The following is a 23976-nucleotide window of genomic DNA, read 5'->3' as shown; positions in this document are numbered from 1 at the left end:
CCTCGCCGACGTTTTTCAACAGCCTGCTAGAAGACATGACCTTGTCAGGGCTGTCTCTTCAAAGGCTAAGAGTTAAAGCGTTTGCGTCAGGAACCAGATGCGGGCGCGCTGGTGCCTTGAGGCAGGCTTGTGGCACTTTTTCCCAGCCGGGTACGGGTTTTTTCACCGGATTGCTGAAGGGACTTTTCCACTTCATCGGGTATCCGTTCAACCTGTTCCTTTGTTTTTTCCAGTGACTGTTTGTAACCCATAACCTCGCTATACGCTTTGTAGGGTTCGGAATCCTGAACAGTATGTTCTACTGAATCCTGTATGGATTTTTCAATAGCGTCGGGTAAGGCTTGTAACTGTTTGTGCGTATTTTCTATCTGCTGTTTGTAGGCCACGGCCTGCTCGTAGCCTTCAACCAGCTCAGTGGGCAATGTGGGTGTAATGGCCTCGACCATTCCCTCCACCGGTTCAGCGAACATCGCTGGCAATCCATCTTCTATCAATAGTACGGCCAGTTGGTTGGTGTCTGCATTCCAGATCATGGCGGCCTGATTGGTGTATTGAGTCACCTCCTCCGGGGCATAGCGCGAGACAACATAGTAGAGTGCGCCTTCCTGTTGTATTTCCTGGGCGGTGCGTAGGAGCGCCATAGTGGGTTCGTAGTGTTCGCCGAGCAGGTTGGTCATCCGTTCTTTTACCACCGGAATTTCGAACAAGTTAACGTCGTTCGGATCAAAGCCTACCAGCGGTTTGATCAATGCGCCCATCAGGCGATTTTGCATCTGATTGCCAACGATAAGCGATGTGGCGCAGCCAACCAGGCTGCAGCAAACCAACAGGCACAAGCCCAGCTTTAATTTACGCATGAAAAATCCGCAATGGGGGGTAAGGCCGGCTTGCAGAACGCGGCCGGGCGGCGCGCATTCTGGGCCCGGCCAATCGGTTTGTCCAGAGCGTTGACACCATCGCTGGTCTTGCCTCGGGCGCTGACTGCCGGCCCGCTTTCGGGGTATTCCTTAAGTATTAAGTACCAAGGCGGTTTTTTGTTTCATTGGATTGGCGGATATGCCATGCATGTTTATCGCCACAGTAAACAGTGACCGACGGGTCGCATTCCAATTCATTCCAATCAGGTGCCGGGGCCTGCGCTAGGCTGGTAAGTCAGCGCCGGAGCGGGTGGGCATTCTTTGGCGTGTTGGCAGGCTATTGCGGATTTTACTTGTCAGTCTCTGTCTATAGCCTGCGCGGGCAATGAACATCAAAAGAACAAAACAATGAGAGGCGCAATATGAAAGGGTTTCGTAAGCCTGTGATGTATCTCTGCTTCATCTTTTCCTGTTTTTCACTTTCCAATACGGTCTCCGCAGAACCGGGTGATTACGGCTTCTGGAAAACGCTGGGTAATTTGTTCAGCCCTGAGAAGGCCGATGATCCGGTCTCCTTCGCTGAAACCCAGGGCATGTATCCGTTGTCGCAACCGCAGTCGGGTTTCAATTACGGTTTTAAACCGGGCGATTACGACAAATGGCAAAAAGTTGATGTGCCATTGAGTACCGGCGCCATGTGCGGCAATGGCACCCCGTTCAAGTTTTTGTGTATCGGGTGCCGGATACCAACAATACGCTGTTTTACTTTGAGGGCGGCGGCGCCTGTTGGGATTACGAAAGCTGCTCGGGGCAGGCCGGGGTGCGAGGTGCGCGCAACCCCAACGGCATTCCGGATAATTATGTTCAGAACATTAATTTGCTGGACTTCTCCAACATGGCCAATCTGGCCACTGCCGCAGTATCACCGCTGATTTACACGCACCATCCCTATAACCAGTTTAAAACCGGTGAATGGAATCTGGTGTACGTGCCTTATTGCACTGGCGATATTTATGTGGGGGATAAAACCGAGGTGTATGCAGACAGCGCCGGTAATAACCCGCCGTTGATCTGGCATCATAACGGTCTGCGCAATGTGCAGGCGGTGGTCTCGTGGGTGAAAAACAACCTGAAAAAGCCAAAGCAAATGGCGGTGGCGGGCTGCAGCGCCGGCTCTATTGGTGCCTTGCTGAATTACTCCAAATTGCGCGGGCATATGGAGTCCAGTTACGGCTATCTCGTAGATGATTCGGGGCCTTTATACGATGCGCCGCTCAACAGCAATAACACGGTGGATTATCCGTCGCTGCCATTGCATCAGGAGGTGTTGGATAGCTGGACCATGTTTACGCCCGGGGGAGACCCGAACGCGGAAAATCCGATCAACATGTTGCGGGCAATCACCCCCGGCTTTGATACTAACCGGTTGGCCAGTTTGTACGCCGCCTTGTCGTCGAAATTTCCGGCCGATCGCTTAGGGCTCACCCACTTCCTGGCCGACGGGAATTTCAGCTCCTATTCGTACGAGCGGTTTTATCCGGATATCGGTGACGAGCCGGACGCCGATGTGAAACTCGCCAAATTGCGGGCCAAGTGGCAACAGGATACGCACAATAATCTGATTCCTTTATTGGAGCAGACCCACAATTGGAGCTACTACTTCCCGCTATACCGGAATTTCAATGAAAGCCATTGCACCAGTATTCTCGATTTTGAATACGGTGAAATTGCCGAGCTGAATCTGAACCTGTATGACTTCATGCACAACGTGGTGAATTATCAGGGCGGCGCGCCGCTGCGGGCAGTTGAGACAGATCCTGTTTCGGACTACCAGAATAATCACAATTGGTTTTACGATCTGGTGGGTGGTTTACTCTGATCTGTTCTGATCTGAGCGAGGTGAAAAGCGCATCAGCGCTTTTCACCGTAGGCTTCCATCCGGGCTTCTAACAATTGTTGCCGGAGGTATTCCTCCCGGCTCATGCCATTGGGAAACGAATGCATGCCATTGACGTGTTCGATGATGGCAAGTTCCCGGGCCTTGTAGTCGGTATAGCCGGGAATATCTTCCGGTCGGTAGGGCGCTTGTGATGCCGCGCGTTGTCGGTAATCTTCCATCAGCGCTTTGGCAGCGGCTTCGAAGTCATCCCGGTTGTCGTGCTGTTTTTCCAGCCAGGCCAGTTTCAGATGCAAGGCTTCAAAGCCCAGCACCCGTTGTTGTTGTTCCAGCGTTTCAATCAGCGCCCAGGCTTCTTCCGCATCCATATCGCCGGTGTCCGCAAAATAGGCTTGCAACTGTTGCTTTTGCGCTTCGCGCTGGAGATAGGCCGCAACTTCGGGCTCCTGCTCGAGCGATTGAGGGGTGGCCCGGGTGGTCCCGCCGGGGTAGGCATTGCCGAATCCGGCAGGCGGTGTTGCGCTGGTCGAGGGTTGCGGCGCATCGGAAGAAAAAGACCAGAAAAGCAAGCCGCCTGCGGCCATACAGGTCGTTGCTATTATCAAAGGCTGTTTCATTTTCATAATGCGTCCCTGTCACATGCTGTGTTTCAGTCATAGACCAAAACGCGGTGCCTGACCAGTCACCCGGGCATCAATGTGTGTAAACTAGGGGTTTGCAGACCGGAAGTGAATACGGATGTTAACCGCCCCTCAAATGCTCCTGCCCGTCAATATGCTGCAGTTGATGAGTATGGGAATTTATCTGTTTGCCATTGTATTACTTGTGACCTCGCCGAGGATGCGTGGCCTGAGCGGTTTACTGTTGCTGGAATCCCTATTGCTGGGTTTCAATTTTGCAGAAGAAACCGGTGGCCTGCAGTATTTGATTACGCCGGTTTTCAGTCTGTGCACGGGCCCGGCGTTTTATTTATTCGTGCATCATCTGGTGTATGCGGACAAACCGTGGCAGTGGCGGGAGGCGGGCCATTTTGTGCCGGCACTGTGTGCATTGCCGTTTACCGTCCATGTTCAGGGCGTGTTGGCGCTGGGCACTCTGTCGTTGCTGGTGTACGGATTATTGACGTTTCGGCTGGTTGGACGTTATCACGAGGCGCTTGGGCAGATGAGTGTGGACACGGAATCCCAGGCTTTGCGTTGGTTGACCCGCTTTATGGTGCTGTTTGCCCTGCTGGCCGCAACCGATGCGGTGCGGGTGAACAGTCAGCCTTATGTGGCGTTCGATGTGCGCGCTAGCTGGTACTTTTTGCATCAGCTGTCAGTGACGGCGGCCTTTGTCTGGTTGATCACCATGGCGATTCGCCAACCCGGTGTATTTCAGCAATTGTCAGTGTATGAGCAGGACGTGGTGTCGCGCTCGGCGCCCGAAGACGATCAGACCGACCGGCGCCTGTTTGAACACATCCACCAACAGGTGTCGGACAAGGCGCTGTTCCTGACACCCCGGCTGTCGTTGCAACAACTGAGCGAGACCCTCGGACTGGGCGTAAAAGATATATCCGGTGCCATCAACCGCGGGGGTGGCCAGAGTTTCAGCGACTATATCAATGGTCTGCGTATCGGCCATGTACAGCGTTTGCTCGCCGAACGTCCGGATCTGCCCATTGCCACCCTGGCCAATCAGGCGGGGTTCAATTCCAAAACCGCATTTAATCAAGCCTTCCGACAGCACCTGGGCACCACGCCCAGTGCTTACCTGGCCAGTCTGGTACGCAATCCGGAAAGCGCACGTACGGAATCCTGATTGCGCACCTGTTCCTCCCGCGCCTTTGACACCATGCGGTTTTCAAAGGAGGACAGACTATGGCCCTTGCATTCAGAACCTTGTGTATCACCCTGTGCGGCCTGATCGTTGCACCGTTGATTGTGGCGACGCTCACGCTTGTGGCCGCTCGTTGGTATTACCCCGACGACCTGCCAGCGGTAGCGCCCGCCGCGGACTATGTGATTGATAAGGTGCATATCGTCGATGTGGCCGCGGGTCGTCTGGTGCGTGATCAGCAGCTGCTTATCCGGCAGGGACGTATCGCGGCCATTGCGCCGGCTGGCACACCGCATGGCGCTGACATTGCACGGCGCGATGGGCAGGGCGCCTTTGTCCTGCCCGGTCTCACCGACATGCACGTGCATGTGTACGATCGCAAGGAGCTGGTGCTGAACCTGACCTACGGCGTGACCCGGGTGCGCAACCTGCGCGGTATGCCCATGCATTTGCGCTGGCGACAGGAACTGCAGCAAGGGCGCTGGCTGGGTGCCAGCCTGGTCACGGCCTCGCCCGCGCTCGACGGGCCAGACTATGCCCACGCATTGCAGGAAGTGATTACCACACCGGCTCAGGCCAGGGCACGGGTGGAACGTTACCAACGCGAGGGCTGGGATCTGATCAAAGCCTACGGCTACCTCGCACCGGATGTGTTGGCGGCACTGGTTGCGCGGGCGGCTGAACTTGGCCTGCCGGTGGCAAAACACGCGCCGCACAATGGTGAGGGCGACCTGTCGCCCCTGCAGGGGTTACAGTCGCTGGAGCATGTGGAAGACATATTCCAGGGCCCGTTGAATTACACCTTCGACGATGCGCGGCTCGCAAATTTTATTGGCACATTGCGCCAGGTGGACAGCTACGTGACGCCCACGTTGGCGACCTTTAATCATCTCACGCTGCTGAGCGAACACAAGCAGGCCTTTGTGGCGGGTTTGCCCACCCGGTTTCTGAACCCGTTTTTCACCTGGCTGAACTATGAGTTCGCCAGCAAACGCTGGTTGCAGGCAGATCAGGCTCAGGCTGAATGGAACCGGCGCGAGCACGATTACCTTCTGCACATTACCCGGCAATTGCACCTTGCGGGTATCCGCCTGCTGGTGGGATCGGATGCCGGCACGTTTTACATGGTGGCGGGCGACAGCACCCACCGTGAAATGCGTTTGTTACAAACGGCCGGCCTGCCACCGGCTGCGGTATTGCGTGCCGCCACGCTGACACCGGCGCAGGCCCTGGGCATTGACGCGGATTACGGCCTTGTAGCGGCGGGCAAGGTGGCTGATCTGGTGCTCACCCGTGCCAATCCCCTTGCGGATGTAGCCGCGTTGGACCAGATCACCGCGGTGATCAAAGGCGGTCAGTGGTTGGGCCAATACGAACTGTCGGCATTGCGGGCAAGTGCGGAAAAAACCGCGCCCTGGTGGGTGGGTGCCGGCAATCTGTTGGACGACCTGACGCAACGAGGGTGGCGCCGGTAAGGGCGAGCGAGGGAATAAGGAAAGGTGAAAAGGGAAGCCGGGCTTCCCTTATCCAGTGCCGGGTCAGTAAGCGCGTACCTTCAGGAACTGACAGCCGCTGGCATCCGGCGTGACCTTGAGGGTGGTGCCGGTAAACGCGGCACTCGCCACATAGTTGCTGGTGACATTGAGGCTGCCATTGCCGTCGACCGAGTTCAACGTGCCGCGGAAATTACAGGCGGTATGGGTATCGCTATCCCACACTTGCAGGTTGTTACCCGCGAGTGACTGGCTGAACTGCAAACAGTTTCCATTGGCAAGACTGATTTCGGTTTTTACATCCCAGCTCACCGCCTGGATCGTGCTGCAGGCTCCGGGCGTTGGGGTCGGTGTTGGCGTCGGCGTCGGAGTCGGATTCGGAGTCGGAGTCGGAGTCGGAGTCGGAGTCGGAGTCGGAGTCGGAGTTGGCGTCGGGGTTGGGGTTGGCGAGCCACCATAATTACCGGGAGCGGGGATGCCGGCCGGGATATTGCTGTCGATAGTAGAGGCACTCCAGCCGCTGGCAATGCGATCGCTGCGACCGTCGAGGCGGACATTGTCACCGCTCACATGGTTGACGCCTACCGACGCAAACAACAGGTAGTTGCTGGTGCCATCCAGGTCTACCTGATTGCCGATGAAAGTATTTTCGTCGGCCACATCGTGCGTCTCAAAGGCGTGTTTTACTTTGGCTTCGCCATTGCGGTAGGCCTTGTTACCGCGGATTACCGCGTTTTCCCCTTTGATGTCGACAAAACTGTCTGCCGAGTTGGCGCCGGAAATGCCGGTACCGTCCATGATGTTGTATTCGAAAATCGTGCCGCTGGTGCCGGCCTTGATGTCGATGTGCTCTGCCCTGACGTCGGGGCCAATGGTGTTGCCGCCGATGACGTTGTTATTGCAGGCAGGGCCATACACATAACCACTGCCATCGGCACTGCCCGGGTGCGAGCCCACGTAGAAGGCTTCGCCGGTGCCGGCGCTGGTCAGCCCGGTATTGTACACGCGTGAATTTTTGACCAGGTTGTTGGAACTGTTGTCCCGCAGGTGAATCGCCTCCTGTCCGGTGCCGTGTACGCTGACATTATCGATGACCACATGGTTAGCGTTGTCGAGGATGATGCCCTTCTGGCCGTTGGTCACACTCAGGTCTTTCACCCGCCAATGGTCGCCGGTGATGTAGAGCACAATTTTTTTGTCGGGGGTCGCGCCACGCAACTCCTGCGGGTTGGTTGTGCTGGCACTGCGCAGGGTGATTGGGCTGCTGGCGGTACCATTGGCGCTGCCAAAGAAGTGCGCATTGGCATGGCCGCTCAGGCTACTGGTTGCGACGCTTTCATAATTGCCAGGGTGCAGGACGATCTCATCGCCCGCTTTCGCCGCCTGCATGGCCTGCTGTAAATCGGGGCCATTGTAAACGTTTAACGTGGCTGCGAGGGTTGGCTGGCTGGCCAGGGCGGTGGTCAGTGCGAGCGCGAGGGGGGTGAGAGGGATTTTCTTCATTGCATGGGACCTTTGTTATTGTTGTCGGGCAAGGCATTGGGCCTTGTGAATGGAATCTAGCGCCTTTAAATTGGCCTGACAACCTTACAGTAAGTCCAATTGGTTGTTTTTTGATTACCGCGCAATAATTCACCCTTTTTATTGCTGGTTAAAAAGTAATCACTTTGGGGTGGGGGACAGGGCAACACAAAGCATCGCATCCGGAGATTGGGGTTTGCTTTTCGGTGTCGGCAACTTTATCGTCGGGGGCGTTTATGTCTTCTGGTTGTCTCCGGTAAACCGTTGCAATAAGTCGCTAAAAAGCGATAGGACATAGGATAAATATTTCAATAAAAACGTGTGGCGAGAAGGATCATGCATATGCGACATTTTCTCTTTGCGGCGGGTGCGGCACTTGCCCTCCTGGGCTGCGATGCGGGTGAAAAAAACAACATGACACAATCACATTTGAAGGCGTTGCCGGATGCTCCCGCGGCTGAGCAGCGTGAACATCATTTTTCGCACCATGGCATTCGCGTGTCTGATCCCTGGCACTGGTTGCGTGATCAGGATTACCCCACGGTCAACGATCAGCCGGTACTCGACTACCTGAACGCGGAAAACGCCTATTTTCACCGTTGGCTGGCGCCTAACAAGGCCCTCACCGATACCCTGTTTGAGGAGTTCAAAGGCCGGCTGGATGAAACCGAAACGTCGGTGCCCTGGGTGTCGAACGGCTATGAATACCGGTGGGAGTTCCGCGAGGGTCAGGAATACAGAACCCGCTTGCGCAAGCCGGTGGGTGCGCCGGCCAGTGAAGAAACGGTGTTCCTGGATGAAACCGCGCTGGCGCAGGGGCACGAGTATTTTGTCCTTAGTGATTACAGCATCAGCCCGGATAACCGCTATGTGGCCTACAGCGTAGATACGGCTGGTGACGAGCGCTATGTGATTCGGATCAAGGATTTGAGCACGGGTGACTACCTGGCCGATGAAATCACCGATGCCGGCGGCTCGGTGTTATTTACGCAGGATGGTTCTTTGATTTACGAATCATTGGAGCCAGTGAAATGGCGGATTAAAAGCATCAATCGCCACCGACTCGGCCAGCCGGTGAGTGAAGACCAGGTGTTGCTGGCAGAATCTGACGACAGCTTTTTCATGGGCTTTCGGGAGACCTCGGACCAGGCGTATCTGGTGGTGGGTGCCAGCAAGCGCGGCGTGAGCGAATATTACGTGCTACCGCAAAACCAGCTGGACGCCGAACCGGTATTGCTGGCATCGCGCGAGGCCGGCTTCGAGTATGAAGTGGATCACGCCCACGGCAAGTTCTGGTTCCGCGCCAATGACCAGCATGTGAATTTCCGGTTGGCCACGGCGCCGGATGATGCGCCACAGCATGCCAATTGGACCACGGTGATTGCCGGCAGCGACAGTGTGTATATTCGCGATATCAAAGCCTTCAAGGACTTTTTTGCCATCAAACAATCAGTGAATGGTCTGGAGCAGATGCAGATCCGGGATTACCAGGGCAACGCGCATGCGCTGGCGTTCCCCGAGTCTGTTTTCTCCGTTTCCATGTTCAGCAATACCGCGTTTGACCAGGCCCACCTGCGATTGAATTACACGTCGATGATTACCCCGGCCACGGTATTCGATTATCAGGTGGCGGAGAAAAAACTGGTGGAGCGAAAAGTCGACCGGATTCCATCGGGTTACGACAAGAGCCAGTATGAAACCCAACGCATCATGATCACCGCGCGCGACGGCGTTCAGGTGCCGGTCAGCCTGATGTACCGCAAAGGCCTGCAGCTGAATGGTAAAAATCCGCTGCACCTTTACGCCTATGGCGCCTACGGTTATGGCATGCCCACGCGTTTTTCCGCTAACGTGTTGTCGTTGGTGGATCGTGGCATGGTGTATGCCATTGCGCACGTGCGCGGTGGCGATGAAATGGGTTACCAGTGGTACCTGGATGGCAAACTCACCAAGCGCACCAATACCTTCAATGATTTTGTCGATGCCGCTCGGGGTCTGATTGCGGCGGGCTATACCGGTGCAGGCAATATCAGTATTTCCGGTCGCTCGGCCGGCGGCGAATTGATGGGCGCGGCAGTGATTCAGGCGCCGGAACTCTGGAGCAGTGTGATTCTGGGCGTGCCTTTTGTGGACGTGTTGAACACCATGCTGGATGCGTCGCTGCCATTGACGCCGCCGGAGTGGACCGAATGGGGAAATCCGATTGAGGATAAAGCGGCGTTCGAGTTGCTGCGCAGTTATTCGCCCTATGACAACATCACTCCGCGCGATTACCCGCCCATGCTGGTATTGGGCGGCCTGAATGATCCGCGCGTCACCTATTGGGAACCGGCTAAATGGACCGCCGCCATGCGGCATCATAAAACCGACGACAACTTATTGATTATGCGGATGAACATGGGCGCGGGGCACTTCGCCAACAGCGGTCGCTATGGCCGCCTGAGAGATTACGCAGAGGAATTCACGTTTACGTTGCTGTCTCACGGCATTAAACGCTGATCTCCATTGACCGTCGCCGGGTGGCGCGCCACCCGGTGAAAGGGCACAGTGTTGTTGAAATTCTATAACGAATGGGTATTGGCGCTTGTGAATGGCCTTGTGCACTATGGGTACAGGTCAGACACAGGAAGTATTTGCCATGAAATGCCTATTGGGATGGATAGTATCAGGCTGCCTCGCGGGCGCCTCGGTTGCACAGGCTGACAATGCCGAGCAGGCACTTCAACAGTGTGTGCAGCTTTATGTAAAGCAACACATTCTGGTACAGCCCGACCGCGATGAACTCGTCAGTCGTTCACTGGTGCATTGCCAGCCCCATCAGCAGGCCTATTCAGGCGCCGTACTCATTCAACTCTTGTCGATGGATGTGCCGCCGCGTGCGCATGCGCGCGCGTTGGCGTTAACCCAGGGCATTAAAACCGCGCTGATCTGGGCCAATGATTCCGTGGATGAATTGGCGGCCATTTAAACGCCTGGCGCAAAATAGAAAAGGGCGGATCAGAATCCGCCCTCTGGCGATGGTGCGGTCGCGTCAGAAGGTCAGCGCTGCACCGATGGAATAAAAATCAAGATCAGCGTCGTCCATGGTCAGGCGTTCGTATTCCGCGCGCAATTGCAGTGCATCAATCTGGAATTTGGCGCCAATGCCATAACTCGGATCCGAGCCATCATCTTTACCGGTAAACAGGTCGTTGCTGAATCTGGTTTCCCAGTTGGCGACACCCGCCTTGGCAAACAGGCCCACCGGCCCCAAATTCAAACCGCCCACTAAATGGCCCTGCCAGGCGGTATTGGAAAAGCGGCCGTCACCGGCAAAGGTGTTGCCGTGATGATCGCCAAAATCCGTGTAGCTCACTTCAATACCCAGGTCCACAGCGGGCACTAACCCGAAATTGTAGCCACCAAATACTTTGTAGCCGCCATCGCTGTCATCGATATAGGCGTCTGCACTGTCGTAGGTGAGTTGCGCGCTGCCAACCGAGCCGCCCAGATACAGGCCGGTTTCGTTGCCGGCCCATACCGGGGCGGCCATCAAGGCTGCTACTAAAGCCAAAGCGGAGAGTGATGGGTTCAGTTTCATGATTCGCTCCAATGCGATGAATGTGTGGAGCATTTATACCGCGACGAAAATGAACCCAAACTGAACCGTCAGCTACCTTTTGAATCCGGATTGCCAGGCGGCGAATTTCAACGGCTTTTCGCCTGATATCCTGGGGCATGGGGTGGAAAGGAGAAAGGCCTGCGAGTTCCGGTGTAAAGAGGATTAGCGCGTCAATATTTATTCGGGCTCGTCCTCGTCTTCATCCATCGCCTCCAGCGTCAGGTTGCCAAAGCTGAGCGGCTTGCTTTCTTGACTTGATTGCTCTTGCGGTTTTGGTGCAGTGGAGGCTTCGCCTTTCTCATGCAATTTGATCCGTAATCTCAGGTTGTTGGCGGAGTCGGCATTGGCAATGGCATTGTCGTGTGAAATTTTGCCGGCGACGTAAAGGTGAAAAAGCGCGCCATCAAAGGTTTGCATGCCCAGGTTTTCGGATTTCTCCATGATTTCTTTGATTTCATGGAAGCGGGATTGGTAGATCATTTCCTGGATGGTTTTGGTGCCGAGCAATACTTCAACGGCCGCACAGCGTTTGCCGTCGATGGTGGGGATCAAGCGCTGGGAAACAAAGGCGCGCAGATTCTGTGACAGCGACAGCAGTAATTGCGGGCGCCGTTCTTCGGGGAAAAAATTAATAATGCGCTCGAGCGCCTGATTGGCGTTGTTGGCATGTAACGTCGAAATGGCCAGATGGCCGGTGTCGGCAAATTCAAGGGCGTGTTCCATGGTCTCGCGGTCCCGGATTTCACCGATCAGGATGACATCCGGCGCCTGGCGCAGCGTGTTTTTCAGGGCATTGCGAAAACTGCGGGTATCAACGCCCACTTCGCGCTGGTTGATGATGCTTTTTTTATGGCGGTGAACGTATTCCACCGGATCTTCAATCGTGATGATGTGGCCGCCGGAATTGCTGTTGCGGTGATCAATCAACGCCGCAAGGCTGGTGGATTTGCCCGAGCCGGTCCCGCCCACAAACAGTACCAGTCCGCGCTTGGTCATGATGACTTCTTTCAATACCTCGGGCAGCCCAAGATTTTCGAATTTGGGTATTTCTGTATTGATGTTGCGGGCAACGATAGACACCTCGTTGCGTTGCTTGAAAATATTGATGCGAAAGCGGCCGACGCCGGCAATGGAGACCGCCAGATTCATTTCCAGTTCTTCTTCGAATACCGCCCGTTGGGCATCATCCATCAGGGCCTGGGCGATGGCGTCAATTTCACCGGATTTGTACGGGGTCTGGCTCAGGGGTTTGAGTTGCCCCTGGAATTTGGCACAGGGTGGGGCGCCAGCACTCAGATAAAGATCTGAGCCGTCTTTCTTGGCGAGGATGTTGAGGTAGTTATCTATTGGGGTAGTCATTGTCGGCTCCGTTCGGGTATCTCAAGAATAGCCAAGCTAACCGCGTCTGCTCTTTTGCAGGCCTGCGACCACTGCAGGAGCGGTGTTTAAATTGGTCAGATAGGTAAAAGGGTTATGTTTTCAGGTATCCGGAAATGGATTTGGCACAGATAAGCCGCGGGCTGCTAAAAATCTAATAAATACAGATGGTTATGGTATTGGTCAGATCAATCTGCAGTTCTATATCAGATTAATTGGTTGACATGATGATTGGGAAGGAGTTAACTCCGTGAATCCGGAAGCAGGTAACTGCTTGTGGTGACTCATCTAAGGAGAGGACTAATAAAATGATAAATTTCCCAAAAGGCCGCCTTTCAACGGCCATCAGAGCAATTAATACCGTCGCAATTTCCACTGCTACCCTGGCATTTGCCCAGTCTGCGCTTGCTCAGGACGAAGGCCTGGACGCGCTTGAGGAGGTAGTGGTTACCGGCATTCGCGCATCACTCGCTGGCGCGCTTGATCAGAAGCGCGACTCCAATAATCTGGTTGAAGTGATCAAAGCGGAAGACATCGGGAAGCTGCCCGATCAGAACCTTGCCGAAGTCCTGGAAAACATCCCAGGTGTGCAGATCACCCGGACTGCCGGTGTGGGCACGGGCGCCCAGATTCGTGGCACCAATGCTAACCGCACTGAAATCAACGGAGTGTCTACCGCCAGTTCTGGTTCTGGCCGCACCGGCATCAGCTTTGAAGATGTTTCAGCGTCTATGATCGCATCGGTTGAAGTGACCAAAGCGCCGGAAGCAAAAACCATTGAGGGATCTGTGGGTGGTACCATTAACCTCAAAACCATTCGCCCGTTGGAGCTGGAAGAAACACTGGGTGCCTTGCGCGTTCAGGGTGAACACAGCAGTCTTTCCACCGACGGGATGACGCCACGTCTCTCCGGTACCTGGGGTGATGTGTGGGAAACGGACGCCGGTGAGTTTGGTGTTGTATTGAGCGGTAGCTACGCCGAATCAGATGTAACCGCGTTCCGTCCACGCGCCGACCGCGATAACTCGGTGGCCTCAGACAGCGGTGCTGCCAGTGCGCAGTCTTTTGATTTCCTGCCGATTCAGTTCCTTAATCAGGACTACGACAACTTTGAATATGAGACCATCAACTTTGCCGGCTCGGTGGAGTGGGCACCAAACGATAATGTCACACTTTACTTTGACGCCATTGTAAACGACCAGACCCGCCTGCAGGAAAGTACCCGTGTTCAGGCTTCGGGCGTGAGCGACCTGCGCAATGTGGCCGTGCCATCCGAGTTTGAAACGGTAGACTTCGGTTCGCTCGATGGCCAGTACCTTGGCACTATTCAGGCCGCCGCCAAAGGCATAATTCCAGTCGAGGCTGGTGACGCAGACCCGAACCTGCGCATGTCTACCGATACCGGCTCTCGAAAAACCAAAACCAATATCTTCCGCCTTGGAAGTGATTGGAACAAAGATCGTTGGTCCGGCCGGGTCGAGGTGGCCTTGTCCAGTTCCGATACCGTTAATCCGGATTTCTCTACCACGCTGAACTTCATCAACCCGAACGTGGCCACCAATTCCTCTAACGAAAACGGCACGCCATTCGAATACGATCTGACCGGCGGCAGCCTGGCGTTTGGCATCGCCTCCAGCGAAGCGAATGCGCCCACTGTGGCACAACTGTTGGACCCAGCAAATTATGTGTTGCGCGATGTGAATCAGTCGCGGGACAAAAATGAAAGCAGCGAAAACGCGTTTGTCGCTAACGTGTCCTACGACCTCACCGATACCAACCCGTTTTTCACGTCTGTGGATGCCGGCTACCGTTACAATAAAAGCTCCAGTCTGAATGACGATTCAGGTTCAAATGTTGGACTGCGCAATATGATTGACAGTCCGACAGGTGATCTGTTCGCCAGTATTCTGACCGCCGGCCCGGACAATTTTAATGCGGCCGATGGCCGTGCGTTATTCGTGCGGGATTTCCTGATCATTGATCCGGAGCAGGCGTTGTCAAACCCGGATGCTGTGCTGGCTGCGCTGAATGATGCGATTGAAGCCAACAATGCGATCACAGGTTCAAACCGCGGGCCGATCAGTTCGCCAACCTCAACATCATCGGCTTTCTTTGATATTGATGAAACCACCAACGCATTGTTTGTTCAGGCAAACTTCGAACAAGGCATTTTTCGCGGTAACTTCGGTCTGCGCTACGTTCAGACTGACGTGAGCTCAGTAGGTAATGCCATTACTACTGATGATGATGGCAATGAAATTGTGACTCAGACCACCACTAAGAGTGACTACGCCTTTGTACTTCCGCGTTTGAATGTGGTTGCTTCTGTGCATGAAGATGTATTGCTTCGCGCGGGTTGGTCGAAAGATATCCGTCGTCCGGATTTTGATGACCTGTCCACATCCGCCACCTATGAAACCAGCCCGAATGCGTCGGTCTCTATCGGTAATCCGGATCTGGAGCCTGAAGAAGTCACCTCTTGGGACATCGGTGTGGAATGGTATTTTGCGCCGGCAGCCGTGGTCAGCCTCGGATATTTCAACAAAGATCGCACCAACCTGTTTGTGGATTCCATCGACAGTGCCTATCAGGATCCGAACACCGGCTACCGCGATACCGTAGGGCCTAACTGTGAACAGGGTGGTGTGTGGAACCCGATCGCGGATATCAACGTGTTCGGTCCTAACCCGGGCGTGGGCGTATGTGTTGACGCAGCAACCACAGGTAATGGTGCCGGCAAAACTACCCAGCGTGGTTGGGAGATGGCGTTCCAATACGATTTATCAAACTTTGAGGATCAGCTGGGCTGGGCCTCGGGCTTTGGGGTGGCGGCAAACTACACCAAGCAGGAGTTCGTGGGTGGCGATGAGTATCTCTATCCCACCAGCCGTGCTGCTACCGTGTTTTCTCTGTTGGGCGCGACCGATGTTCAGCTGAAGGCGCAGTTGCTTGATTTGTCTGAGGATTCCTACAACATTACCCTCTACTACGAGAAGCATGGCTTGTCGGCCCGCGCCCGTTACACCTGGCGCGACGGCTACCGGTCCGAAGACTTCGGCAGTACTTCGAGCTATCCATGGGGTTTCCCTGTGGTGCAGGAAGCGCGCGGTCAGCTGAATGCCAGCATCAACTATGATGTGACCGATAATCTGGCATTGGGTCTGGAAGCGATCAACCTGACTGAATCCGAAGTGGAACAGTCCTGTGTCAACAGCGGTTCTCTGTTGTGCTTCCAGGGGCTTACCGATCGTCGGATCACTTTCGGCGTAAGCTACAAGTACTGATCGTTCGACATAAAAAAAGCCGGGCTTGCCCGGCTTTTTTTATGAATGGCGAGTTGGCGTCAGAAAGTATAAGCCGCACCGACCGAGAAAAAGTCTACGTCTGCATCATCCAACTGCAGGCGTTCATACTCTGCTCTCAGTTGGAAGGACATCAGTTGAAACTTGGCGCCGACACCGTAGGCAGGGTCGGATCCCGACTCGTTGGTAGTCTCCGCGTCGCCCTTGAGTTTTGAATCCCAGTTCATCACGCCCGCTTTCGCAAATAAACCCACGGGTCCCAGATTAACGCCCGCGAGCGCGTGCCCTTGCAGACCGGTGCTGGTGAGGGTGTATGAGTCGCCCAGTATGTCGCCGGTCTGGCTGCCAAAATCCACATAGCTGCCTTCTACCGCGAGGTTGATCAGCGGGATCAGGCCGAAGTTATAGCCGGCAAAAACTTTGTAGCCCACATCGTCATCATCGATGCTGCTGCCGTCGCCCTTGTAGCTGAGTTGTGAGCTGCCGACAGAACCGCCGAGGTAGAACCCGGTTTCGTCTCCGGCGAAGGCCGGCTGAGCTAAGCCCAGGATCAGGCAGGTGCTGGCAAGTAGTGTTTTTTTCATGTCGATTTCCTCCCGAAAGTGAGCCCAGTGTATACCTGGCAGACGCGGGGTAGGGCGGGTCCGGGGTGGAATTGCGACCTAAGTCTTAGTTTGGCGCCACGGGCCGGGGGCCTGAATGCGTTATTTGGCTATAAGGTGCCGCTTACTCATCGTAAAAAGGTCTCAGCAGGCATGATCGGGGTGGTTATGATGGAACCTCACCGACACGCGGAGGCCGTCATGGAGATCCATGCACATCACCCCATGCAGGAGCTTTTTGCCCAGCTGGGGCTTAATAATTCGCCTGCAGCCATAGACCGGTTCATTCGGACGCACCAGTTACGCAAGGAGGATGGCGAGCTCTATCGCGCTATTTTCTGGACGCCGGCGCAGGCGCAGCTGATCAAGCAGGCCATAGATGCAGACAGCGACTGGTCTGAGTCAGTGGACGAATTGGATGTGTTATTGCGGCGCTAGCGCCATCCCTGGCGCTGCAGATTAATCTTCAATCAACGATTTATTGAAGATTGAAAAGTCGGCTTTTTGGCGATTGGTTGCATCGTAGATGATCGCGAAGGTGTTGTTGTGCTGATCATCCGGTACGTCAACGCGGAAGGTCCGCGACTGAATTTTCAGACGATTGCTGCCGCGCGGCAGGGTCACTTCTGCGTAGTATTGTGCATTGCCCAAAAATTCCAGTTCTTCGCGGCCGTTATCGTGGCGGACGTACATCTCGCCGAACTGCCGGTAACCATTGAGGTCTGCGCCGCGGACTTTTTCATTCAGTGCCCGCATGGCGGCCCGGGCGCGTTTCTGCTCGGGCGTCAATTCGGCTGCAGGTGCCACCTCAGGTTCTGCCTGGGGAGCCGCAACCGGGGCTGGGGCTGGCTCTGCAACTGGCGCAGCGCTGGCGAGTGACGGCGCGTCAACCGCTTGGGGTGCTGCCACTACTTTGGCCGGCGCGGGCTTTGGCGCAGGTGCAGGTGCAGGTTGCGCCTGTGCAACTTTCAGCTGCTTATTCAGTTCGATCAGCTGGCCCTGAAGTTGTGCAACTTCATTGCGGGTTTTGGTCAGTTCAGATTCGATTGCAGCTTGCTTGTTTGCGGTCATTTCCAGGCGACGCTGGCGGCTTTCCAGTGCGTTGTGAGCCAGATCCAGCTTTTTCGCGGCCAGCTCCTGTTGCGTAGCGGCATCTTTGCCTGTGGCCTGATTCGCACTGATGACGGCGTTGTTGGCTTCAAAAACGTCGGTTTTCGCTTTTTCGAGCTTTTCCTGCGCGTCATTTACACGTTCCTGGTAGCTTTCCAGGCGTCGGGTCAGGGTGGTGACACTTTCCTGTTTGGCGTCCAGTCGGGTCTCAAGGGTGTTGATATTGGCACTGATCTGGGCCCTGCTCTGGGCGTAGGTGGGTGCGTTAAGGGCAGAAAGAGCAACCATCAATACAAGCAGTCGTAACATCATAAATGACTCCGGAAGTTGCGGGTGTTGGCCTGAACGGGGCGTCGGGCCCGAAAAGGGCGGCATTTTACTCGATTCAGTCGGAAGAATGAGAGCTGGCCTCTAGAAAGCAAGGAAGTCCGCACTAAGCCTCATAATTCGAATAACGTGTGGAAAATCCCCAGTTTGGCGGAATTTTGTACCAATAATTGCGGGGTAGAGTGGGGTTGTTGGCAGGAATACCGCCACGGCGGAACCGTGGCGGATTCGCCGGTAGGCTTATAGGGCGGCCATTTTGGCTTTTTGTTCCGTTAATTTGGCAATGGAGGCCTGGAAATCTGCCAGCCGTTCCCGCTCTTTGTCCACCACCTCGGTCGGAGCCTTGTCCACAAACTTGGGATTGTTCAGCTTGCCTTCGGTTTTGACGACTTCCTTGGTGAGTTTTTCGATTTCCTTGTCGAGGCGCGCCAGTTCAGCGGCGGTGTCGATCAGGCCGGCCATGGGTACCAGCAATTCCATCTTGCCCACCAGCGCGGTGGCCGACATGGGCGCCTCACCCTCGAGCGGGGCGATGGATTCCAGATTGGCCAGTTTGGTCAGGAATGGGCGGTTTTCCTCAATGCGGCGCAAGTCGTCGGTGTTGGCATTGACCACCAGCACCGGAATGGCTTTGCCCGGGGCGATGTTCATTTCGCCGCGGATGTTGCGCACGGCAACCACCGCCTGCTTGATCCACTCCAGGTCGGCAATGGCCGCGGCATCGATTTTGGAAGTATCGGCCACCGGGTAGGGTTGATGCATGATGGTGTCACCGGATTGGCCGGCCAGGGTTTTCACCTTCTGCCAGATTTCTTCGGTGATAAACGGCATCAGCGGGTGCGCCAGACGCAGGATGACTTCCAGCACGCGGATTAGGGTGCGGCGGGTGCCTTTTTTCTGGGCGGCGCTGGCGTTGTCATCCCACAGTACGGGCTTGGACAGCTCCAGATACCAGGCGCAGTATTCATTCCAGACAAAGTCGTACAGGGCTTGTGACGCCAGATCCAGGCGGTAACTTTCCACGCCCTCTGCAACGGCAATTTCGGTTTCCTGCAGTTTGGAAATGATCCATTTGTCCGCTAACGACAACTCATAGTCAGCGCTGCCGTCGGCACCGCAATCCTGATCTTCGCAATTCATCAGAACATAGTTGGTGGCGTTCCAGATTTTATTGCAGAAGTTGCGGAAACCTTCGATGCGGCCCACGTCAAACTTGATGTCGCGGCCGGTGGAGGCGAGCGAGTAGTAGGTGTAGCGCAGTGCGTCGGTGCCGTAGGCGTTGATGCCGTCGGGAAATTCCTTGCGGGTCTGTTTTTCAATTTTGTCGCGCAGGTGCGGCTGCATCATACCGGCCGTGCGTTTCGCCACCAGCGATTCCAGATCAATGCCGTCGATCAGATCGATCGGGTCCAGCACATTGCCCTTGGACTTGGACATTTTCTGACCCTGGGAATCCCGCACCAGACCGTGCACATACACCGTGTGGAAGGGGATTTCCTTGCGGAAATGCAGGGTCAGCATGATCATGCGGGCGACCCAGAAGAAAATGATATCGAAGCCGGTTACCAGCACGTCGGTGGGGTGGAAGGTCTTCAGTTCTTCGGTGTTTTCCGGCCAGCCCAGGGTGCCGAAGGTCCACAGGCCGGAGCTGAACCAGGTGTCCAGTACGTCGTCGTCCTGCTTGAGCTCGAGATCATCAGGCAGATTATTTTCCGCGCGTACGTCAGCTTCCGAACGGCCCACATAAATGTTGCCCTCGGCATCGTACCAGGCGGGAATCCGGTGACCCCACCACAGCTGGCGGGAAATGCACCAGTCCTGAATGTCGCGCATCCAGGAGAAGTACATGTTCTCGTATTGTTGCGGCACGAATTTGATGTCGCCGTCTTCCACCGCTTTGATCGCCTGCTCAGCCAAGGGCGCGGTTTTTACGTACCATTGGTCGGTGAGGTAGGGTTCGATGACCACGCCGGTGCGGTCGCCACGGGGGACTTTCAGCACGTGGTCGTCGATTTTTTCCAGCAGACCCAGCGCCTCGAAATCGGCGACAATTTGTTTTCGCGCAGCAAAGCGTTCCATGCCGCGGTATTTTTCCGGCACGTCATCATTCAGATCGGCATCGTCGGTGAGGATGTTGATGATGGGCAGGTTGTGGCGTTTGCCCATTTCATAGTCGTTGAAATCGTGTGCCGGCGTAATCTTCACGCAACCGGTACCGAAATCCTTGTCCACATAATCGTCGGCGATAATGGGAATTTCGCGATCGGTGAGCGGCAGCTTGATCATCTTGCCCACGAGCTGTTGGTAGCGCTCGTCTTCCGGGTGAACCGCCACGGCGGTATCGCCCAGCATGGTTTCGGGGCGGGTAGTGGCCACCACAATATGGCCGGAGCCATCGGCCAACGGGTAGCGGAAATGCCACAGGAAGCCTTTCTCTTCTTCGCTGATCACTTCCAGATCGGACACGGCGGTGTGCAGTTTCGGGTCCCAGTTCACCAGCCGTTTGCCGCGGTAAATCAGGCCATCTTTGTAGAGCTGGATGAACACTTCCTGCACGGCTTTGTAGAAGCCGTCGTCCATGGTGAAGCGCTCGCGCGACCAGTCGGGGCTGGCGCCTAAGCGACGCAGCTGGCGGGTGATGGTGCCGCCGGATTCCTCTTTCCACTGCCAGACTTTTTCCAGGAATTTTTCCCGGCCCAGGTCGTGGCGGGACACGCCTTCGGCGTCCAGCAAGCGTTCAACCACCATCTGGGTGGCGATGCCGGCGTGGTCGGTGCCAACCTGCCAGAGGGTGTTTTTGCCCTTCATGCGGTTATAGCGGATGAGGGCGTCCATGATGGATTCCTGGAAACCGTGGCCCATGTGCAGGCTGCCCGTCACATTGGGCGGCGGAATCATGATGCAGTAGGGGTCACCCTTGCCTGAGGGCTTGAAATAGCCGTTTTTCTCCCAGGTCTGGTACCACTGGGTTTCAATGCTGGCTGGCTGATACGTCTTATCCATCGGGCTCTCAACAGTCGAACTGGCAAAAGCGGCGATTATACCTGAAGAGTCAGTGGTCGTGGGGGTCCTTGGTCAGGCGCTCGGCGATGAGTTCGCGCAGGCGGGCTTCCACGGTGGGCAGGATTTCGGCCACCAGCTGGTCGACCAAAGGGCTCAAATCGGGCTCGGTATCGATGGAAACCGCGGTTTCAGCGGCCAGTGGCGCCTTGGGGGATTCTGGCGGTTTTTCCGCCACCATGGCCGGCAGGTCCTGATGCGCGGGCGGCGTGGACGGTTGCAGGAAGTCGGCTTTGGGCAATACCTGATTGCCGCGCAGGCGTTCGCGGATGTGCTGTGGGAGAAACGGGTTTTCCCCGCGGGCTTTTTGCGGCAGGGGTTGGCGCTCGGGCCTGGACGCCGGCTTGGCTTCCTTGGCGGAGGTTGCCGGTGCGGACTTGGGCGCATCAAACAAGCTTTGCTGCCCGGGTAAGGGGGCGGGCGAGGCTGGGTCCGTATGTTCGCTGGTTACTCCGGCTTCAGCGCCTTCACGGTGGCGCGTACCAGGCTCGATTGAATTTTCGGGCTCATCTGCACGCTGTTGAGCATCTGACAGCGCAGCTGCAGCTTGCGGATCTGCTTGTGCAGGGTTCTGTGGCGCATCTCGGCGTGGTGTTGGCGTTGCTGAATTCTGCGCCGATTGCGTCGTTGATTGGGTGGCCGTTTCATGGTCTCTGTCCTCAGGCTGTTCGGAAGCCAGGTCGTCGGTCAGGGCTGCGTAGGCTGCATTAAGCGCATCCAATGTATCGGCTTCTAACGCTTCGTCAGCCGCCTCATCCAGAAGGGTGTTGAAATCGTCTTCCTCCGGATTGCTTTCACCATCATCGAGCAGGAATTCGTCCAGCAGAGGGATGTCATCGTCGTCGAGTGCCGGAAACTGTTCATCCTCCGGCTCATCGAGCAGGGATTGAATGGATTGCAGTTCCTGCAACAGCTCTGCTTTGGTTTTGGGTTGATTCTTGCCGTCCATGAAGATGTCTGCGACTTACACCGTTTTGTAGTCTAATGGATAGCCCCGGCTTTTGTAATAGGCCCAGTTCGCACGAGTGCTGGAAAGTATCGACGGATCCTGACAAATCACTTCAAACAATCGCTCAAAGCGCGAAAAAAACGCAGGCGCCGGGCTTTGTAAATTGATCAGTACGTCGTGATGGTCGCCACATTCTTCACCCGTGCAAAGCGTTACCGGCGATTGCGGGTCGGCAATGTCGGTTGCGTGGGGAATAAAGCTTTCTGGCTCGAAGGTCCACAGCAGGCTGTCCAGTGTCGCTTGTTGTCCCGCATCTGTGCAGGCAATCAAAATCCGCCGGCCTTCCCGGAGTGCGCGTTGTGTCAGCCGGGCAGCCAGATGTAAACGCGCCTCGGGTGAGGCGTCGTTCACTGCCAGAAAATCAATCCGCGTCATCAGGCCTGATCAATCAGGAACTGACACAGCAATGGCACAGGGCGACCGGTGGCGCCTTTGGCCGCGCCGGATTTCCAAGCGGTACCGGCGATATCCAGATGGGCCCACTGATACTTGCCGGTGAAGCGGGACAGGAAGCAGGCCGCGGTAACAGAACCGCCCGGGCGGCCGCCGATGTTGGCTATGTCGGCAAAGTTGGAATCCAGTTGCGACTGGTATTCATCCCACAATGGCATCTGCCAGGCTTTATCGCCGGCGGCCACGCCCGCGGCGAGCAGTTTGTCGGCCAGGGGTTGCTGGTTGGCGTACAGGCCGGTGGCGTGGTGGCCGAGGGCGATCACGCAGGCGCCGGTCAGGGTCGCAACATCCACTACACACTTGGGTTTGAAGCGTTCTGCATAGGTGAGGGCATCACACAGAATCAGGCGACCTTCGGCATCGGTGTTCAGCACTTCGATGGTCTGGCCTGACATGGATGTGACCACGTCGCCGGGTTTGGTGGCGTGACCATTGGGCATGTTTTCGGTGGCAGGCACGATGCACACCAGGTTGATTTTCAGGCCCATGGCCAGCGTGGCGTGCATGGCGCCGAACACGCTGGCCGCGCCGCACATGTCGAATTTCATTTCATCCATGGCTTCGCCCGGCTTCAGGCTGATACCGCCGGTGTCGAAGGTCACGCCTTTGCCCACCAGAACCACCGGCTTGGCGCCGGCTTTGCCGCCGTTGTACTCCATCACGATCAATTTGGGAGGCTGGTCGGACCCGGCGGCCACAGACAGCAGGCTGCCCATGCCGAGCTTTTCCATGTCCTTGCGATCAAGCACAGTGGTTTTCAGCTTGTCGTGGCTTTTGGCCCAGGATTTAGCGATATCGGCGAGGTAAGTCGGGGTACAGATGTTGGCCGGCAGGTTGCCCAGTTCGCGGGTGAAGTTGCAGCCTTCGCCAATAGCCAGGCCCAGGTCCAGTGCCTGACTGACTGCTTTTTTGTGGGTGCCGCTGTTAATGGCGAAGGTGGCTTTGGTCAGCGCGGGGGTATCGGGTTTCTTTGATTTGGTGGTGCTGTAGCTGTAGGCCGACCAGGTCAGCGCCTGCGCGAGTGCGCGGGCAGTGGCGTCGGCGTTGATCCCCTCCAGACCGTCGAGGGCAAACACGGCGTCTTTGGCTTTGAGTGTTTTGCAGCTGTCGGCCAGTTTAGCCAACGCCTTGCGCAACGTGTCCAGGGTCAGGGCTTTGCGTTTACCCAATCCCACCAGCAGCAGGCGTTCCGCAGACAAGTTGGTCGCGGGAATCAGCAGTGTCTGGCCGTTTTCACCGGTAAAGTCTTTGCGCTTACGCAGTGCGGTCAGCAAGCCACTGGTGGCCTGATCAATGGCGGTTTCGGTGCTGCTGGCGCCATCTTCAAAGCTGGCGATAACCAGGCAGGCGGTTTTTTGAGCAATGATATCGGCGCTTGAAACGGTAAACTTCATGGTGTCGGTATTCCTTGAATTGGTGTCTCTGTACAGACAAGGGCTATCCAATTGGGGATAATGCCCGCATTGCTGGTGAGTTTAACAGAGCCTGTGCCGAAGGGCTGCCCGTGGCGACAATTTCCTGCCCGTAGCGCAGTCCGATCAGGCCC

At 55.9% G+C, this 23976-nt stretch carries 18 protein-coding genes; 7 read left to right on the top strand and 11 right to left on the bottom strand.

Annotated features, from left to right (window positions below; translation table 11 throughout):
- Positions 1 to 86: 86 nt before the first annotated feature.
- Entirely contained in the window at positions 87 to 857 is a 771-nt protein-coding gene (locus M5M_RS05745; protein WP_015046527.1) for a hypothetical protein, read from the bottom strand.
- A gap of 736 nt (positions 858 to 1593) precedes the next feature.
- Here M5M_RS05745 and M5M_RS05740 point away from each other — a divergent pair.
- Positions 1594 to 2736: a pectin acetylesterase-family hydrolase gene (locus M5M_RS05740; RefSeq protein ID WP_211217007.1), complete on the top strand. Its 1143-nt coding sequence runs from the start codon at positions 1594 to 1596 to the stop codon at positions 2734 to 2736.
- Between the two features lie 32 nt (positions 2737 to 2768).
- Here M5M_RS05740 and M5M_RS05735 read toward each other — a convergent pair whose 3' ends face one another.
- On the bottom strand, positions 2769 to 3377 hold the full coding sequence (locus M5M_RS05735; RefSeq protein WP_016389240.1) for a hypothetical protein: 609 nt from the start codon (positions 3375 to 3377) through the stop codon (positions 2769 to 2771).
- 115 nt (positions 3378 to 3492) lie between these two features.
- Between M5M_RS05735 and M5M_RS05730 the strand changes: the two genes are divergently transcribed.
- A complete protein-coding gene (locus M5M_RS05730; protein ID WP_016389239.1) occupies positions 3493 to 4557 on the top strand; it encodes an AraC family transcriptional regulator in 1065 nt (354 codons plus the stop codon).
- Between the two features lie 59 nt (positions 4558 to 4616).
- Positions 4617 to 6050, top strand: a complete 1434-nt coding sequence (locus M5M_RS05725; RefSeq protein ID WP_015046523.1) for an amidohydrolase family protein — start codon at positions 4617 to 4619, stop codon at positions 6048 to 6050.
- Positions 6051 to 6113: 63 nt separating this feature from the next.
- Here the strand turns inward: M5M_RS05725 and M5M_RS05720 are convergent, their stop codons facing one another.
- Positions 6114 to 7571 carry a right-handed parallel beta-helix repeat-containing protein gene (locus M5M_RS05720; RefSeq protein WP_016389238.1) on the bottom strand — a complete coding sequence of 486 codons (1458 nt, stop codon included), beginning with the start codon at positions 7569 to 7571 and terminating at the stop codon, positions 6114 to 6116.
- Between the two features lie 360 nt (positions 7572 to 7931).
- Between M5M_RS05720 and M5M_RS05715 the strand changes: the two genes are divergently transcribed.
- Entirely contained in the window at positions 7932 to 10088 is a 2157-nt protein-coding gene (locus tag M5M_RS05715) for a S9 family peptidase (RefSeq protein WP_015046521.1), read from the top strand.
- Positions 10089 to 10227: 139 nt separating this feature from the next.
- Positions 10228 to 10557 carry a hypothetical protein gene (locus M5M_RS05710; protein WP_015046520.1) on the top strand — a complete coding sequence of 110 codons (330 nt, stop codon included), beginning with the start codon at positions 10228 to 10230 and terminating at the stop codon, positions 10555 to 10557.
- Between the two features lie 63 nt (positions 10558 to 10620).
- Here the strand turns inward: M5M_RS05710 and M5M_RS05705 are convergent, their stop codons facing one another.
- Together M5M_RS05705 and M5M_RS05700 are read right to left on the bottom strand one after the other, a co-directional pair.
- Entirely contained in the window at positions 10621 to 11169 is a 549-nt protein-coding gene (locus tag M5M_RS05705; RefSeq protein ID WP_016389237.1) for an outer membrane beta-barrel protein, read from the bottom strand.
- 198 nt (positions 11170 to 11367) lie between these two features.
- On the bottom strand, positions 11368 to 12549 hold the full coding sequence (locus M5M_RS05700; RefSeq protein ID WP_015046518.1) for a PilT/PilU family type 4a pilus ATPase: 1182 nt from the start codon (positions 12547 to 12549) through the stop codon (positions 11368 to 11370).
- Positions 12550 to 12875: 326 nt separating this feature from the next.
- On the opposite strand from M5M_RS05700, the gene M5M_RS05695 reads away from it, so the two are divergent.
- Positions 12876 to 15851 (top strand): TonB-dependent receptor, encoded by a 2976-nt coding sequence (locus tag M5M_RS05695; RefSeq protein ID WP_015046517.1) that lies wholly within the window; start codon positions 12876 to 12878, stop codon positions 15849 to 15851.
- Between the two features lie 59 nt (positions 15852 to 15910).
- On the opposite strand, the gene M5M_RS05690 is transcribed toward M5M_RS05695, so the two are convergent.
- On the bottom strand, positions 15911 to 16453 hold the full coding sequence (locus M5M_RS05690; protein WP_015046516.1) for a porin family protein: 543 nt from the start codon (positions 16451 to 16453) through the stop codon (positions 15911 to 15913).
- A 219-nt stretch (positions 16454 to 16672) separates the two neighbouring features.
- Here M5M_RS05690 and M5M_RS05685 point away from each other — a divergent pair, with 219 nt between their 5' ends.
- Positions 16673 to 16909 carry a DUF2789 domain-containing protein gene (locus tag M5M_RS05685; protein WP_016389236.1) on the top strand — a complete coding sequence of 79 codons (237 nt, stop codon included), beginning with the start codon at positions 16673 to 16675 and terminating at the stop codon, positions 16907 to 16909.
- A 21-nt stretch (positions 16910 to 16930) separates the two neighbouring features.
- Here the strand turns inward: M5M_RS05685 and M5M_RS05680 are convergent, their stop codons facing one another.
- The 5 genes from M5M_RS05680 to M5M_RS05660 all read right to left on the bottom strand — a co-directional run bounded on the left by M5M_RS05680 (position 16931) and on the right by M5M_RS05660 (position 23824).
- Entirely contained in the window at positions 16931 to 17893 is a 963-nt protein-coding gene (locus M5M_RS05680) for a coiled-coil domain-containing protein (RefSeq protein ID WP_015046514.1), read from the bottom strand.
- Between the two features lie 255 nt (positions 17894 to 18148).
- A complete protein-coding gene (locus M5M_RS05675) occupies positions 18149 to 20911 on the bottom strand; it encodes a valine--tRNA ligase (protein WP_015046513.1) in 2763 nt (920 codons plus the stop codon).
- 49 nt (positions 20912 to 20960) lie between these two features.
- Positions 20961 to 21917: a hypothetical protein gene (locus tag M5M_RS05670; protein ID WP_015046512.1), complete on the bottom strand. Its 957-nt coding sequence runs from the start codon at positions 21915 to 21917 to the stop codon at positions 20961 to 20963.
- Positions 21918 to 21932: 15 nt separating this feature from the next.
- Positions 21933 to 22352, bottom strand: a complete 420-nt coding sequence (locus tag M5M_RS05665) for a DNA polymerase III subunit chi (protein ID WP_015046511.1) — start codon at positions 22350 to 22352, stop codon at positions 21933 to 21935.
- Positions 22352 to 23824 carry a leucyl aminopeptidase gene (locus M5M_RS05660; RefSeq protein WP_015046510.1) on the bottom strand — a complete coding sequence of 491 codons (1473 nt, stop codon included), beginning with the start codon at positions 23822 to 23824 and terminating at the stop codon, positions 22352 to 22354. The genes M5M_RS05665 and M5M_RS05660 overlap by 1 nt, the downstream gene beginning before the upstream one ends.
- Between the last annotated feature and the right edge of the window lie 152 nt (positions 23825 to 23976).

Source organism: Simiduia agarivorans SA1 = DSM 21679 (assembly GCF_000305785.2).
Taxonomy (GTDB): Bacteria; Pseudomonadota; Gammaproteobacteria; order Pseudomonadales; family Cellvibrionaceae; genus Simiduia; species Simiduia agarivorans.
Note: the sequence above shows the minus strand (reverse complement) of the source record. Positions and strands in the feature narration are given on the sequence as shown.

Excerpts from the sequence above, each read along its gene's own strand:
- M5M_RS05690 (WP_015046516.1), bottom strand. The coding sequence starts at position 16,453 with ATGAAAAAAACACTACTTGCCAGCACCTGCCTGATCCTGGGCTTAGCT.
- M5M_RS05685 (WP_016389236.1), top strand. The coding sequence starts at position 16,673 with ATGGAGATCCATGCACATCACCCCATGCAGGAGCTTTTTGCCCAGCTG.
- M5M_RS05725 (WP_015046523.1), top strand. The coding sequence starts at position 4,617 with ATGGCCCTTGCATTCAGAACCTTGTGTATCACCCTGTGCGGCCTGATC.
- M5M_RS05730 (WP_016389239.1), top strand. The coding sequence starts at position 3,493 with ATGTTAACCGCCCCTCAAATGCTCCTGCCCGTCAATATGCTGCAGTTG.
- M5M_RS05710 (WP_015046520.1), top strand. The coding sequence starts at position 10,228 with ATGAAATGCCTATTGGGATGGATAGTATCAGGCTGCCTCGCGGGCGCC.
- M5M_RS05745 (WP_015046527.1), bottom strand. The coding sequence starts at position 857 with ATGCGTAAATTAAAGCTGGGCTTGTGCCTGTTGGTTTGCTGCAGCCTG.
- M5M_RS05660 (WP_015046510.1), bottom strand. The coding sequence starts at position 23,824 with ATGAAGTTTACCGTTTCAAGCGCCGATATCATTGCTCAAAAAACCGCC.
- M5M_RS05720 (WP_016389238.1), bottom strand. The coding sequence starts at position 7,571 with ATGAAGAAAATCCCTCTCACCCCCCTCGCGCTCGCACTGACCACCGCC.
- M5M_RS05670 (WP_015046512.1), bottom strand. The coding sequence starts at position 21,917 with ATGGACGGCAAGAATCAACCCAAAACCAAAGCAGAGCTGTTGCAGGAA.
- M5M_RS05735 (WP_016389240.1), bottom strand. The coding sequence starts at position 3,377 with ATGAAAATGAAACAGCCTTTGATAATAGCAACGACCTGTATGGCCGCA.
- M5M_RS05665 (WP_015046511.1), bottom strand. The coding sequence starts at position 22,352 with ATGACGCGGATTGATTTTCTGGCAGTGAACGACGCCTCACCCGAGGCG.
- M5M_RS05675 (WP_015046513.1), bottom strand. The coding sequence starts at position 20,911 with ATGGATAAGACGTATCAGCCAGCCAGCATTGAAACCCAGTGGTACCAG.
- M5M_RS05695 (WP_015046517.1), top strand. The coding sequence starts at position 12,876 with ATGATAAATTTCCCAAAAGGCCGCCTTTCAACGGCCATCAGAGCAATT.
- M5M_RS05700 (WP_015046518.1), bottom strand. The coding sequence starts at position 12,549 with ATGACTACCCCAATAGATAACTACCTCAACATCCTCGCCAAGAAAGAC.
- M5M_RS05680 (WP_015046514.1), bottom strand. The coding sequence starts at position 17,893 with ATGATGTTACGACTGCTTGTATTGATGGTTGCTCTTTCTGCCCTTAAC.
- M5M_RS05705 (WP_016389237.1), bottom strand. The coding sequence starts at position 11,169 with ATGAAACTGAACCCATCACTCTCCGCTTTGGCTTTAGTAGCAGCCTTG.
- M5M_RS05715 (WP_015046521.1), top strand. The coding sequence starts at position 7,932 with ATGCGACATTTTCTCTTTGCGGCGGGTGCGGCACTTGCCCTCCTGGGC.